We start from the raw sequence: 13,793 nt of genomic DNA on the forward strand, positions 1-13,793 counted from the left end.
ATGAATTGGTCATTCCAACTTTACAGCGCCCGCAATTTCCAACCCTGGGACGGTGTGCTCGCCATGCTCGGCAAGCTCGGCTACGCCCAGGTCGAAGGTTTCGGCGGCGTCTATGATGATCCCCAGGCATTCCGCGCCGAGCTCGATAAGAACGGGCTTGCCATGCCGACTGGGCATTTCTCGATCGACGCGCTCGAGAACGATTTTGACGGCGTGCGCAAAACCGCCGACGCACTCGGTATCACGCTGCTCATCTGTCCTTTCCTGATGCCCGACCAGCGGCCATCCGACGTGGCCGGCTGGCGTGGTTTCGGCGAACGCCTGGCCAAGGTCGGTGACGCCGCGAAAAAGGCCGGCTACGGCTTTGCCTGGCACAATCATGATTTCGAGTTCAAGAAACTTGCCGACGGATCGGTGCCGCAGGACCACATCCTGTCATCCGCGCCCGATGTCAGCTGGGAGATGGACGTTGCCTGGGTGGTGCGCGGCGGCGATGATCCGCTGCCGTGGATCGAGAAACACGGCAAGCGCATCAGCGCCGTCCACGTCAAGGACATGGCCAAGCCCGGCGAGGGGCTGGATGAGGATGGCTGGTCGGATGTCGGCCATGGCACCATCGACTGGGCCGGCCTGATCAAAGTGTTGCGTGCCAGGAGTGCTGCCCAATACTACGTCATGGAACAGGACAACCCCAACGACATCGAGCGTTTCGCCCGCCGCTCCATCGCAGCCGCCAAAACCTATTAGGAGCAACCAGCATGGCAAAGAAACTTGGCATCGGCGTGATCGGCTGCGGCAACATCTCGAAGGCGTATTTTTCGCTGGCGCCGTTGTTCCGCGGCATTGAAATGCGTGCCTGCGCCGACATCAACATGGAGGCGGCCAAGGCTCGGGCGAAGGAGTTCAAGCTGCGCGCCGACACCGTCGAAGACCTGCTCAAGGCCGACGACATCGACATCATCGTCAACCTGACCATCCCGGCGGTGCACTACGAGGTCTCGAAGCAGATCCTCGACGCCGGCAAGCACGTCTATTCGGAAAAGCCGTTCGTGCTGTCGGTCAAGGAAGGGCTCGACCTTAAGAAGCGGGCGGAGAAAAAGGGTCTGCGCATCGGCTCGGCGCCAGACACTTTCCTCGGCGGCGCGCATCAATTGGTGCGCAACCTGATCGACACCGGCAAGCTTGGCAAGGTCACGAGTGGCACGTGCCATGTCATGGGCCACGGCATGGAGCACTGGCACCCCAATCCGGATTTCTTCTTCCAGCCAGGCGCGGGGCCGGTGCTCGACATCGGACCATATTACATCACCAATCTGATCCAGCTGATCGGGCCGGTGAAGCAGGTCGCGGCCTTCGCGACGACGCCGGCCAAGGAGCGCACGATCAGTTCAAAGCCGCGCGCGGGTGAAAAGATACCGGTCAACACGCCGACAACCATCCACGGGCTGCTGGAGTTCGAGAACGGCGCCGTTATCACGCTCAACACCAGCTGGGACGTCTGGGCCCACGGCCACGCGCCGATGGAGCTTTATGGCGAGGCGGGTACGGTGTTTGTGCCGGACCCGAACTTCTTCGGTGGTGACGTTCGCTTCACCGTCGCGGCCAAGCCGGTCAAGAAGCTGCCGAACTGGCCGCATCCGTTCGGCGTGCCCAACGAGATGCATTCGCAAGGCATGATGGCCAACTACCGCACGTCAGGCCTTGCCGATATGGCGGTGGCGATCGCGGAAGGTCGGCCGCACCGCTGTTCGATGGAGCTGGCGCTGCACGCCGTCGACGTGATGACCGGCCTGCTGCGTTCCGGCGAAACCGGCAAGTTCGTCGCCATGCAGACCACCTGCGAACGGCCGGCCGCACTTGGCGTCAAGGAAGCCAAGGAGCTTTTGGCGAAGAAGAAATAGGGCAGCACACCTCAACCCTCTCCCCGTTTCGACGGAGAGAGGGTAAGGGTGGGGGCAGAGCCAACTCGCCGCGTTGTGACGATGCAGCCGACCGGCTCGTTTCCATTCGAGGATTTTCCGATGCCCTACACGCCCGCCGAAAACCGTTACGAGAAAATGGTCTACAACCGCTGTGGCCGCTCCGGCCTGAAGCTGCCGGCGATCTCGCTGGGCCTGTGGCACAATTTCGGCAACGACACGCCGCACAAGACCAAGCAGGCGATCGCGCGCAAGGCCTTCGACCTCGGCATCACGCATTTCGACCTCGCCAACAATTACGGTCCGCCGCCCGGTTCTGCCGAAACCGCCTTCGGTGAGATCCTGCGCACCGACTTCGCTGCCTACCGCGACGAACTGATCATCTCGACCAAGGCCGGTTACCAGATGTGGGCCGGGCCCTACGGCGAATGGGGTGGGCGCAAATACATTCTGGCCAGCCTCGACCAGAGCCTCAAGCGGATGGGGCTCGACTATGTCGATATCTTCTATTCGCACCGTTTCGATCCCGACACGCCGCTGGAAGAAACGATGGGTGCGCTCGACCATGCCGTGCGCTCGGGCAAGGCGCTCTATGCCGGCATCTCGTCCTACAATTCGCAGCGCACGCGCGAGGCGGCCGATATCTTGAAGCAGCTTGGCACGCCTTGCGTCATCCACCAGCCGAGCTATTCGATGCTGAACCGCTGGGTGGAGGAAGACGGCTTGCTCGACACGCTCGAAGGGCTCGGCGTCGGCTCGATCGTGTTCTCGCCGCTGGCGCAAGGCATGCTGACGGACAAGTATCTCGGCGGCATTCCGGACGGCAGCCGCGCCTCCCAGGGCAAGTCGCTGAAGACATCCTTCATCAACGACAAGACCATCGCCAACATCAAGGCGCTCGACGCCATCGCCGGCAGGCGCGGACAGACGCTGGCGCAGATGGCGCTGGCCTGGGTGCTGCGCAAGGGGAGGGTGACCTCGGCACTGATCGGCGCCAGCCGGCCGGAGCAGGTCGAGGACTGCGTCGGCGCGCTCAAGGCGCTCGACTTCAGCGATGCCGAACTCGCCGAGATCGACACCTACGCGCGCGAATCCGACATCAATCTGTGGGCGGCTTCTGCCGAGCGCAAAGGCCCGCCGAGGAAATAGGTCCGCTCGATAAACCGGCAAAGCGAAAAACGGCGGGCAACCTGCCTGTTGCCCCGCTCCGATCGATGTTCTCGGCCGCCTTGCGGGCAGAATGCTGGAAACAGTAGCAAAAATGCCTGTTCGTCGCTATCTGGGTGGGACATGGATCGTTTGTGCGCGGCGCAAGCGACGCAAGGCGAGTTGGAACAGGATCATGGCGGCAAGGGATGTGCTGACGAAAAACCAGCTGTGCGTGCTCGAGAAACTCGAGACCGCCAGCGGACCGCTCAGTGCCTACACCTTGCTCGACCAATTGCGCGAGCGCGGTTTTCGCGCACCGCTTCAGGTCTATCGCGCGCTCGACACGCTGGTGAAGTCAGGTTTCGTGCATCGGCTTGAAAGCATCAATTCCTTCGTCGCCTGCGCCGAGCCGCATGACCACAGCCATTCGATGACTGCCTTCGCCATTTGCGACACATGCGGGCAGGTCACCGAGATGTCCGACCACGATGTCGGCCACAGCTTGGACGAATGGGTGCGCTCCACCGGCTTCGCCGCCAAGAAGGCGGTGATCGAGTTTCGCGGGACATGTGCCAAGTGTTTGGCTGAGGCGGCTTGAGGTGAGTTGATATTCAGATGATGCCGGCCTGCAAATGGCGGCTTCCTGCGCTTCCGGTGCTCACGTACGAAAAGTACGCTCCGCTCCGGTTCTCGGAATCCACCATTTTCGGCTCGGCCTGATCTGAATCTCAACACACCTTGCGTTGGTGCTAATGCGCCTCGTCCCAGTTGTTGGCGGCTCGCGCGTCGACATGCAGCGGCACCGACATCGAGACCGCCGGCATCGCCGCGTTTTCCATGACATGACGCACGACCGGGATCGTCGCCTCGACTTCCGCCTCGACGGTCTCGAAGATCAGTTCGTCATGCACCTGCAGCAGCATGCGTGCCGAAAGGCCGGCTTTTTCCAGCGCCTCCTCCATGCGGATCATGGCACGGCGGATGATGTCGGCGGCGGTGCCTTGCAGGCGGGCATTGATCGAGGCGCGTTCGTTGAAGGCGCGGAGCGAGGGGTTGGACGATCTTATGTCGGGGTAATGGATGCGGCGGCCGAAGATCGTTTCGACAAAGCCGTGCTCGCGGGCATAGGCCTTGGTCTCCTCGATGTAATCGCGGATGCCGGGGAAGCGCTCGAAATATTTCTTGATGTAGTTGCCGGCTTCCTCGCGCGGGATCGACAGCTGGTTGGCGAGACCGAAGGCCGAAATGCCGTAGATGATGCCGAAATTGATCGCCTTGGCGCGGCGGCGAACCTCCGAGGGCATGCCTTCGACCGGCACGTTGAACATCTCCGACGCGGTGATGGCGTGGATGTCGGCGCCGTCGGCGAAAGCCTGCCGCAGTTGCGGGATCTCGGCGACATGGGCGAGCACCCGCAATTCGATCTGGCTGTAGTCGGCCGAGACCAGCCGATGGCTCTTGTCGGTGATGAAGGCGGTCCTGATCTTGCGGCCCTCGGCGGTGCGCACCGGGATGTTCTGCAGGTTCGGATCGGAGGATGACAGGCGTCCCGTCGTCGTAGCGGCCAACGCGTAGGAGGTGTGGACGCGCTTGGTGTCGGGGTGGATGAAGCCGGGCAGCGCATCGGTATAGGTCGATTTCAGCTTGGTCAGCTGGCGCCAGTCGACGATCTTGCGCGGCAGTTCGTGACCTTCGGCGGCGAGATCTTCGAGAAGCTGCGCCGAGGTCGACCACTGGCCGGTCTTGGTCTTCGAACCGCCGGGCAGGCCCATGCGCCCGAACAGGATGTCGCCGAGCTGCTTTGGCGAACCGATGTTGATGCGTTCGCCGATGAGCTGGTAGATTTCCTCTTCGAGGCGAGCGGCGCCCTGCGCCAATTCGCCGGAGAGCCGCGATAGGATCTGCCTGTCGACCGAGATGCCGCGCTGTTCCATGCGCGCCAGCACCGGCACCAGCGGCCGCTCCAGCCGCTCATAGACAGACACCAGGCCCTTGGCGGCAAGCCGCGGTTTCAGCACCAGCCAGAGCCGCAGCGTCACATCGGCGTCTTCGGCGGCATGAGCCGTCGCCTTGTCGATGTCGACCTGATCGAAACCGACCGAGCTTTTGCCCGAGCCGGTCACGTCCTTGAGCTGAAGAGGGGTATGACCGAGCCACTTTTCGGCAAGCGCATCCATGCCGTGACCATGGGGCGTACCGGCATCGAGCACGTAGGAGATCAGCATGGTGTCGTCGAACGGTGCGACATCGACGCCGTAGCGGCTCATGATGACAAGATCGTATTTCAGGTTCTGCGCGATCTTGAGAACCGATCTGTCTTCGAGCAGCGGTTTCAGCACCGCCAGCGCCTCGCGCAGCGGAATCTGGTTTTCGAGCGCGCCACCACCGAGCAGGTCGCCATTGCCGCTCATATGGGCGAAGGGAATGTAGGCGGCGCGTCCGGGAGCCGTGGCGATGGCCATGCCGATCAGTTCCGCCTGCATCGGATCGGCGGATGTCGCCCTGACGTCGAAGGCGGCGATGCCAGCCTCCCGTGCCTCGGCGACCCAGACTTTCAGGGCCGAGATATCGCGGATGCAGTGATAGGCCGAAATGTCGATCTTGCCGGTGGCCGCGCGCTCCAGCCTTAGTGCCGCGAGCAGGGAGGGGGTATCGCCTTGTTTTGACGTCTCCGCCGTCCCGCCGGCTTCGTCCGGTTCAGTGCCAGGCGCGTTCCGGGCAACCGGCGGCAACCCGGCCCCAACATCCGGGCCATGAGCATGATCGGCGCGTTCGACGGTGACCGCGACGGCCTGGACGTCGCCGGCCTCGGTGCTGGTCGCTTCCGCGACACGGCGGGTCAGCGAGGTGAATTCCATGGTCTTGAGGAAACCGATCAGCTTCGGGCCGTCGGGCGCGTGCAGGACGAAATCCTCCAGACCCTCGGTCACCGGTACGTCGTTCATCAGCGTCACCAGCTGACGAGAAATGCGCGCCTTGTCGGCGTTGGCGATGATCGATTCCCGGCGCTTGTCCTGTTTGATCTCGCCGGCCCGGGCCAGCAGCGTGTCGAGGTCACCGAACTGTTCGAGCAGTTGCGCCGCCGTCTTCGGCCCGATGCCGGGCACACCAGGCACATTGTCGACCGAATCGCCGGTCAGTGCCTGCAGGTCGACCATCTTCTCCGGCGGCACGCCCCATTTCTCGATGACCTCCGGAATTCCGATCTGGCGGTCCTTCATCGGGTCGTACATGGCGACCGTATCGCCAACCAGTTGCATCAAATCCTTATCGGAGGAGATGATGGTGGTATCGCCGCCGGCTTCGCAGGCGAGCCTCGCATAGGTGGCGATCAGATCGTCAGCCTCGTAGCCTTCGATCTCGACGCAGGGCAGGTTGAACGCCCTGGTCGCCTGGCGGATCAGGCCGAATTGCGGGATCAAATCTTCCGGCGGTGCCGAGCGGTTGGCCTTGTATTCGGGGTAGAGATCGTTGCGGAAGGTTTTTGACGAATAGTCGAAAATGACGGCGAAATGCGTCGGCACGATGCCTACATCGGTATTGCGGGCGTCGAGCATCAGCTTCCACAGCATGTTACAGAAGCCGGAAACGGCGCCGACCGGCAGGCCGTCGGATTTGCGGGTCAGCGGCGGCAGCGCGTGATAGGCACGGAAGATGTAGCCGGAGCCGTCGACAAGGAAGAGATGATCGCCTTTTTTCATGCCGGCAGGGATAGCGCGGCGCGGCGGCTTGGTCCATGCCAAAGGCAGCCTCGACTATCGGTTCCGGCAACACCCTGACAGATCGCGGTCGCCCTGCTCACGCCCATGTTACAAAACTGTAATTTTCGTGCCCTTGAATCGCCACGTTCAGAGACCCAAATACACGTCATCGGCAGTTTTCGCCGAGTCCGGAGCAAGGCCCGTCCCCCGCCTATCCCGGACACCTGCGGCAGCCTATCCCCCCTCTCCGGGCTGCCGCATCGTTTCGAGTAGAAGGCCGCCGTGGTTCCCCCTCCACCACGGCGGTCTTTTTTTGCCTCGCAGAGACGTTTGCAGCCCGTGGTCCAATGATCGCGGGCTTTTCGTTTTCCCGTCATGCCTTTACGGTTCCGGTTCTGAATCGAAAGGCTTCACATATGTCCGCAGTTTCCCCCGTCCTCGACCGTCTCGACAAGAATCTCGACCAGAGCCTCGAGCGCCTGTTCGGCTTGCTCAGGATCAAGTCCATCTCCACCGATCCAGCCTATGCCGCCGACTGCCGCAAGGCGGCGGAATGGCTGGTGGCCGAACTCGAGCTGATCGGCTTCGACGCCAGCGTTCGCGACACGCCCGGCCACCCGATGGTGGTTGCGCACCATGACGGCCCGGCCGGTTCGCCGCATGTGCTGTTTTACGGCCATTATGACGTTCAGCCGGTCGACCCGATCGAATTGTGGGAAAGCGATCCGTTCGCGCCTGCTGTCAAGGAGGTCGGGCCGGACCACAAGGTGATCGTCGGTCGGGGGTCGGCCGACGACAAGGGCCAGTTGATGACCTTCGTCGAGGCTTGCCGCGCCTGGAAACAGGTGCATGGCAATCTGCCTTGCCGCATCACCATCCTGTTCGAGGGCGAGGAGGAATCCGGTTCGCCTTCGCTGAAGCCGTTCCTCGAGGCCAATGCCGGCGAACTCAAGGCCGATTTCGCGCTGGTCTGCGATACCGGCATGTGGGATCGCGACACGCCGTCGATCTGCGTCGGATTGCGCGGGCTGGTGGGTGAGGAGATCACGGTGAAGGCCGCCGACCGCGACCTGCATTCGGGTCTCTATGGTGGTGCCGCCGCCAACCCGATCCGCATCCTGGCCAGGGTGCTGGCCGATATCCACGACAAGGACGGCCACATCACCATTCCCGGCTTCTATGACGGCGTCGAGGAAACGCCGTCGCAGATCCTGAAATCATGGGAGACGCTCGGCGAGACTGCCGAGACGTTCCTGGGACCGGTCGGCCTGTCGATCCCGTCGGGCGAAAAGGGCCGCTCCGTGCTGGAATTGACCTGGGCGCGGCCGACGGCCGAGTTCAACGGCATCATCGGCGGCTATACCGGTAAGGGCTTCAAGACGGTGATCGCGGCCGAAGCCTCGGCGAAGGTCTCGTTTCGCCTCGTCCACAAGCAGGACCCGAAAAAAATCCGGGCCGCGTTCCAGAAGTTCGTCAAGGAGCGCATTCCGGCCGACTGTTCCGTCGAATTCCATCCGCATGGCGGCTCGCCGGCAATCCAGCTTTCCTACGACTCGCCCTTCCTGGCCAAGGCCAAGAATGCGCTGTCCGACGAATGGCCGAAGCCGGCGGTTACGACGGGCAGCGGCGGCCCCATTCCGGTTGTCGGCGATTTTCAGACCTATCTCGGCATGGAATCGCTGCTGGTCGGGTTCGGCCTCGACGACGACCGCATCCACTCGCCCAACGAGAAATACGAGCTCAGCTCCTTCCACAAGGGCCAGCGCTCGTGGGCGCGGATTCTCGATGCCTTGACGCGCTGAGCAGCGGAACCCCTGTTTTCCTGTTGATTTTTCAGCCGATCGCGGCGAGGACGGGCCACAAGATAAAGCGCTGCAACATCCCCTGCGGGTCAGGGGGCACTGTAGGGCTCGACCGGAGAAGACAATGGCCGATATCCGTTTCCATAAAAACGACCTGCCCGACCTCTCGCACTACAATGTCGGGGCAGTGGCCATCGACACCGAAACGCTCGGGCTCAATCCGCATCGCGACCGGCTGTGCGTGGTGCAGATTTCGCCCGGCGACGGCAGCGCCGACGTCATCCAGATCGCGCCCGGCCAGAAGAAGGCGCCGAACCTCGTCAGCCTGCTGAGGAACCGCGGCGTAACCAAGCTGTTCCACTACGGCCGCTTCGATCTTGCCGTTCTCTACAATGCGTTCGGCGTCATGCCGGAGCCGGTATTCTGCACCAAGATCGCCTCGCGGCTGACCCGCACCTATACCGACCGCCACGGGCTCAAGGACATCTGCTTCGAGCTTCTCGGCGTCGGGCTGTCCAAGGCGCAGCAATCGTCGGACTGGGCGGCCGAGACGCTGTCGCCCGAACAGCTCGAATATGCGGCTTCCGACGTGCTCTATCTGCACCGGTTGCGCGATGTACTGGCCGGACGGCTGGCGCGCGATGGGCGGACCAAGGAGGCCGATGCCTGCTTCCGCTTCCTGCCGACGCGTGCCAAGCTTGACCTGATGGGCTGGGACGAAGAGGATATCTTCGCCCATAGCTGAGGGCCGTTGGCGCGCTCCGCGGGCCGGTGACCGTTTGGAACCGGATACAGGCCGTCGCGTTCTGTCGGCTCAGTTTGTCGGTGCAATTGGGGATAATGACATGGCGGACAGAAAGCCGATTGCGACCGCGCCGACAGACGGCTCCAAGGTCTCCGTGACCTGGAAGGACAGCGACGGCGTCATCAACGAATCCATCGCGCAATATCGCGACGACGGCTGGTGGGTCTATATCGACAGTCACACGCAAAAGAAGGTCGAGCCGACCAGCTGGCGCCCTGCCGCAAGCGACGACGACGATCAATAAGCGCGCCGCTGGTGAGGCCGGCTGCTTTCGAATAGCCTAAGCTGTTGATGTCGAGGCCGATTCGGGCTTTCCGGTCCGCGGTCGCCCTCTTGCTCGGAGGAAATCGCTATGGGTGTCGAAAGCCTGCTCGTCTTCATCATCATCGGTGCCATCGCCGGCTGGCTCGCCGGTCTCATCGTTTCCGGCTTCGGCTTCGGCCTGATCGGCAACATCATCGTGGGCATCGTCGGTGCGTTCATCGCCGGCTGGCTGTTTCCGCGGATCGGCTTTTCCATCGGCGGCGGCACTCTCGCCGCGATCATCCATGCCACGATCGGCGCCATCATCCTGCTGGTGCTGGTCAAGGTTCTGAAACGAGCCTGAGGCTCGACAACGCAAAGAGCGCGCCATGAAACAGAATACGCTCTATCTCGTCATCGGCGCGCTCGTCGTCGTGGTCATCGCGCTCGGCATCTATGTCTATCGCGAGCAAACCAAACCCAAGGGCGTCGAGCTCAAGATCGACGACAAGGGCATTTCGATCCAGCAGAACTAAGCTATGCGGGGGCGCGACATGGTTGCTTCTGACGCCCCGGAAGACGTCGATCAGCCCCCGATCACCGTGGCGGAATGGGAGAGGCTGAACAGGCCGCCAAGGCGCGAGGCGCTGCTGCGCTATCGTTGGCGGGTGTTTCGCTTTCTGAGGACATCCGCACCGGTCAGCGAATTGCAGGGGCAAGAGCAGGTATTCCGCGATGCGGTCGTCGCCACCGTGGCCTTCAACCGGCCCGAAATGATCGAATGGCAGATCCACCTGGTACGCCGATACCTGGCCGAGCACGAAAGCTACATCGTTTTCGACAACAGCAACAAGGGCGAGGCAAGGGAAGCAATCCGCGATCTCTGCCGTCGCCAGCATGTCCCCTATGTCGCATTGCCGAAGAACAGGCTGGTCGTCAGCAGATCGCACGGTCAAGCGCTCAACTGGATCGTGCGGAATTTCTTGCCCAGGTTCGGGCCGAAGCTGTTCGGCTTCATCGATCATGACATCTTTCCGACTGAACCGTTTTCGATCCGCGCCCGGATGGAGGGCAAAAGCCTCTACGGCAGCGTGCGGCGCGATACGCCGACGCCAGGCGGCTGGTTCCTGTGGCCCGGCTTCTGTTTTTTCGACGGAAGCCTGTTGCGGCGACGACTGGATTTCGCCCCGAGCTACAAGTTTCATATGGATTCCGGCGGTGGCAACTGGCCTGTGCTCTACAGGTCGATCGATCCGGCGCTGATTCGATTCGCTGAAAACAAATCGCTTCGCTTCGGCGCCGGACATGATCAATCCGAGGATTTTTTCATGATTGTCGATGGCTGGCTGCACGTCACGAACGCCTCGAACTGGAGGCGACAGCCGGTCGACAGGGGCGAACACATTGTCGCGCTGTTGCGGCAAGCCGGCGGTCCCGACCAGCCGGATGTGAAGTTCGAGCCCATCTGAACGAGACAGCGAACAGCGTGGCGTCAGTAACCTGCAAAGAGCAGACGCTGGCCTTTTTGGCTGCCCAACCCCAAGGCCGGCATTCGAACACGACTTAACCCGCCCTTAAATCGCCGCATCTACTCTTCAACCCGAACGCCATAGGCATCGGGGACATCAAGCACAGCGCATGGCGAACCGCAGAGACAGTCGCATCGAACCCAGTTTCGAGGGGCCGCCGCAGGCGCGGTCCTCGGCGGGTCTTTCGGTGAACGAGGAGGATCGCGTCGTGCCGAGCAATCGCAAAGCCTCCGCAAAACGCAAGCCGGCCAAAGGGAAATCGTCGCGGGTCAAGCGCGGCAGAAGCCGGCGCGGCCTGTTCGGCGTGCTCGGCCGGCTATTCTACTGGTGCTTCGTGCTCGCCATCTGGGGCGGCATCGCCGTGGCCGGCATCGTCATCTACTACGGTGCCAAGATGCCGGCGGCGACGACCTGGTCGATTCCCGACCGCGCCCCCAACATCAAGATCGTCTCGGCAGATGGCCAATTGCTCGCCAATCGCGGCATGAGCGGCGGCGAGGCGGTCGGCCTGCACGAAATGTCGCCCTATATCCCGGAAGCCGTCATCGCCATCGAAGATCGGCGCTTCTACTCGCATTTCGGCATCGACCCGATCGGGCTTTCCCGCGCGATGGTCACCAATGTGCTTGGCGGGCATTTCTCGCAGGGTGGCTCGACGCTGACCCAGCAATTGGCCAAGAACCTGTTCCTGACACCCGACCGCACGCTGGAGCGCAAGGTGCAGGAAGTGCTGCTGGCGCTATGGCTGGAGCACAAGCACACCAAGGACCAGATCCTCGAAATGTACCTGAACCGGGTCTATTTCGGCTCTGGCGCCTATGGCGTCGAAGCCGCCTCGCGCCGCTATTTCGGCAAGAGCGCGCGCGACGTCACCCTGTCGGAAGCCGCATTGCTTGCCGGCCTGCTGAAGGCGCCGTCGCGGCTGTCCCCGGCACGCGATCCGAAGGCCGCCGAGGAACGCTCGCAGCTGGTGCTTGCCGCCATGCGCGACGAGGGCAAGATCAGCGCCAAGGAACTGACCTCGGCGATGAGCGCGCCGGCAACGCGTGCGCCTTCCTATTGGACCGGCTCGGAGAATTACGTCGCCGATACCATCATGGAGGAACTGCCCGACCTGATCGGCGACGTACGCGGCGATATCGTCATCGACAGCACCGTCGACCTGAACCTGCAGAAGCTCGCCGAGCAATCGATCCGCAGGCTGATCGACGACAGCGGCAAGAAACTCAACGTCAGCCAGGGCGCCCTGGTGTCGATCGACGATTCCGGTGCGGTGCGCGCCATGGTCGGCGGCTACGACTATTCGACCAGCCAGTTCGACCGTGCTTCGGAGGCACGTCGCCAGCCGGGCTCGGCATTCAAGCCGTTCGTCTATATGGCCGCTCTTGAAGCCGGCCGCACGCCCGACAGCATCCGCAACGATGCGCCGATCAAGATCGGCAACTGGACGCCCGACAATTACGGCGGCAAGTATTTCGGCAAGGTGACGCTGGCCACCGCGCTGGCCAAGTCTTTGAATTCGGTGGCAGCGCAGCTGACCATGGAGGTCGGGCCGAACGCGGTTGTCGAGGCGGCGCACCGCATGGGCATCCAGTCCGACCTGACAGCCAACACCTCGATCGCGCTCGGCACTTCGGAAGTGACGCCGCTGGAGTTGACATCGGCCTATGTCCCCTTTGCCAATGGCGGCTACAAGCCCGACATCCATTTCATCCGACGCGTGACGACCACCGAGGGCAAGGTGCTTTACGACAGCGGCGGCGGCAGCGCGCCGCGCGTCGTCAAGCCTGAGATCGTCGGCATGATGAACTCGATGATGACGGGCACGGTTGAGATCGGCACTGCCCGGAAAGCGGCTTTCGCCTGGCCATCGGCCGGCAAGACCGGCACCAGTCAGAATTCGCGCGACGCCTGGTTCGTCGGCTACACCGCCAATCTCACCACCGGTGTGTGGTTCGGCAATGATGATGGCAGCCCGATGAAGAAGGTCACCGGCGGCGCACTGCCGGCGCAGGCCTGGCACGAGTTCATGGTTGCGGCCCACGAGGGTGTGCCGGTGCGGCCGCTGCCCGGCACCTGGAAGTCGACGCCGGCCGACACAATCGTCCCCGACGAGATACCCTCGGCGAACAACACGGCGCCGGTTCCGTCCACGTCGGTCGGCCAGCAGGCACCAGCGCGGCCAGCAGCGCCGGTTGCCCAAGCGCCGGTCCGCGCGGCTCGTCCCGCCCAAACCGTCGAAGCCGATGGCCTTTCCATGCCGGAGGATGACGGCGCCACCGCGTCGATCAAGCACCCGGTGCCGCCAGGCGACGTCGGCGGTCCGCGCAAGAAGCGGCAGACCTCGATCCTCGACCTCCTTGGCGGCTGAGTAGACCCGCTAATTCGCCTTTGGTTTGGCGCTGCCCAGCTTCTTGCTGTCAAAGGTCAGTTTGTCGCTGTGAATCTTGCCGTCGCTGATGGTGAGGTGCTTGGCGCAGGAAAGCGCGCCGGACGACTTTGTCATCAAGTCATACATTAGAGCGGTTCACGACTTGATGGAATCGTAGGGGATTCCCGATTTGTGAGTTTTGTGATTCAAGATGCTGGCTGGAGTGGAGGCCAGCATCTGATGACGCGACCTTTTTCCAATGATCTTCGCGAAC

General features: G+C 62.6%; 13 protein-coding genes. 11 read left to right on the top strand and 2 right to left on the bottom strand.

The window, feature by feature from the left end; genetic code table 11:
- The 4 genes from EN955_RS22585 to EN955_RS22600 all read left to right on the top strand — a co-directional run bounded on the left by EN955_RS22585 (position 1) and on the right by EN955_RS22600 (position 3,666).
- The gene (locus tag EN955_RS22585) at positions 1-747 is read left to right on the top strand and encodes a sugar phosphate isomerase/epimerase (RefSeq protein WP_024504412.1); all 747 of its coding nucleotides are present in this window, start codon (positions 1-3) and stop codon (positions 745-747) included.
- An 11-nt stretch (positions 748-758) separates the two neighbouring features.
- The gene (locus EN955_RS22590) at positions 759-1,901 is read left to right on the top strand and encodes a Gfo/Idh/MocA family oxidoreductase (RefSeq protein ID WP_024504411.1); all 1,143 of its coding nucleotides are present in this window, start codon (positions 759-761) and stop codon (positions 1,899-1,901) included.
- Between the two features lie 120 nt (positions 1,902-2,021).
- On the top strand, positions 2,022-3,068 hold the full coding sequence (gene mgrA, locus EN955_RS22595) for an L-glyceraldehyde 3-phosphate reductase (protein ID WP_024504410.1): 1,047 nt from the start codon (positions 2,022-2,024) through the stop codon (positions 3,066-3,068).
- A gap of 193 nt (positions 3,069-3,261) precedes the next feature.
- Positions 3,262-3,666, top strand: coding sequence for a Fur family transcriptional regulator (locus EN955_RS22600; protein ID WP_013529546.1), 405 nt, complete (start codon positions 3,262-3,264; stop codon positions 3,664-3,666).
- Positions 3,667-3,817: 151 nt separating this feature from the next.
- Here the strand turns inward: EN955_RS22600 and polA are convergent, their stop codons facing one another.
- Positions 3,818-6,769 carry a DNA polymerase I gene (polA, locus tag EN955_RS22605; RefSeq protein WP_024504409.1) on the bottom strand — a complete coding sequence of 984 codons (2,952 nt, stop codon included), beginning with the start codon at positions 6,767-6,769 and terminating at the stop codon, positions 3,818-3,820.
- A gap of 416 nt (positions 6,770-7,185) precedes the next feature.
- On the opposite strand from polA, the gene EN955_RS22610 reads away from it, so the two are divergent.
- The 7 genes from EN955_RS22610 to EN955_RS22640 all read left to right on the top strand — a co-directional run bounded on the left by EN955_RS22610 (position 7,186) and on the right by EN955_RS22640 (position 13,519).
- Positions 7,186-8,571 carry a M20/M25/M40 family metallo-hydrolase gene (locus EN955_RS22610; RefSeq protein ID WP_127223457.1) on the top strand — a complete coding sequence of 462 codons (1,386 nt, stop codon included), beginning with the start codon at positions 7,186-7,188 and terminating at the stop codon, positions 8,569-8,571.
- 124 nt (positions 8,572-8,695) lie between these two features.
- Positions 8,696-9,316 carry a ribonuclease D gene (locus EN955_RS22615; RefSeq protein ID WP_013529549.1) on the top strand — a complete coding sequence of 207 codons (621 nt, stop codon included), beginning with the start codon at positions 8,696-8,698 and terminating at the stop codon, positions 9,314-9,316.
- Positions 9,317-9,416: 100 nt separating this feature from the next.
- Positions 9,417-9,620 (top strand): hypothetical protein, encoded by a 204-nt coding sequence (locus tag EN955_RS22620; RefSeq protein WP_013529550.1) that lies wholly within the window; start codon positions 9,417-9,419, stop codon positions 9,618-9,620.
- 108 nt (positions 9,621-9,728) lie between these two features.
- Complete coding sequence (locus EN955_RS22625) at positions 9,729-9,983, top strand: GlsB/YeaQ/YmgE family stress response membrane protein (RefSeq protein ID WP_013529551.1); 255 nt, start codon at positions 9,729-9,731, stop codon at positions 9,981-9,983.
- 25 nt (positions 9,984-10,008) lie between these two features.
- Positions 10,009-10,155, top strand: a complete 147-nt coding sequence (locus tag EN955_RS22630; protein ID WP_013529552.1) for a hypothetical protein — start codon at positions 10,009-10,011, stop codon at positions 10,153-10,155.
- 18 nt (positions 10,156-10,173) lie between these two features.
- Positions 10,174-11,088, top strand: coding sequence for a hypothetical protein (locus EN955_RS22635; RefSeq protein ID WP_013529553.1), 915 nt, complete (start codon positions 10,174-10,176; stop codon positions 11,086-11,088).
- A 169-nt stretch (positions 11,089-11,257) separates the two neighbouring features.
- Positions 11,258-13,519 carry a transglycosylase domain-containing protein gene (locus EN955_RS22640; RefSeq protein WP_024504407.1) on the top strand — a complete coding sequence of 754 codons (2,262 nt, stop codon included), beginning with the start codon at positions 11,258-11,260 and terminating at the stop codon, positions 13,517-13,519.
- 9 nt (positions 13,520-13,528) lie between these two features.
- Here EN955_RS22640 and EN955_RS22645 read toward each other — a convergent pair whose 3' ends face one another.
- Positions 13,529-13,666, bottom strand: a complete 138-nt coding sequence (locus EN955_RS22645) for a hypothetical protein (protein WP_245265365.1) — start codon at positions 13,664-13,666, stop codon at positions 13,529-13,531.
- Positions 13,667-13,793: the final 127 nt, after the last annotated feature.

The organism is Mesorhizobium sp. M7A.F.Ca.CA.001.04.2.1 (assembly GCF_003998485.1).
Classification (GTDB): Bacteria; Pseudomonadota; Alphaproteobacteria; order Rhizobiales; family Rhizobiaceae; genus Mesorhizobium; species Mesorhizobium ciceri.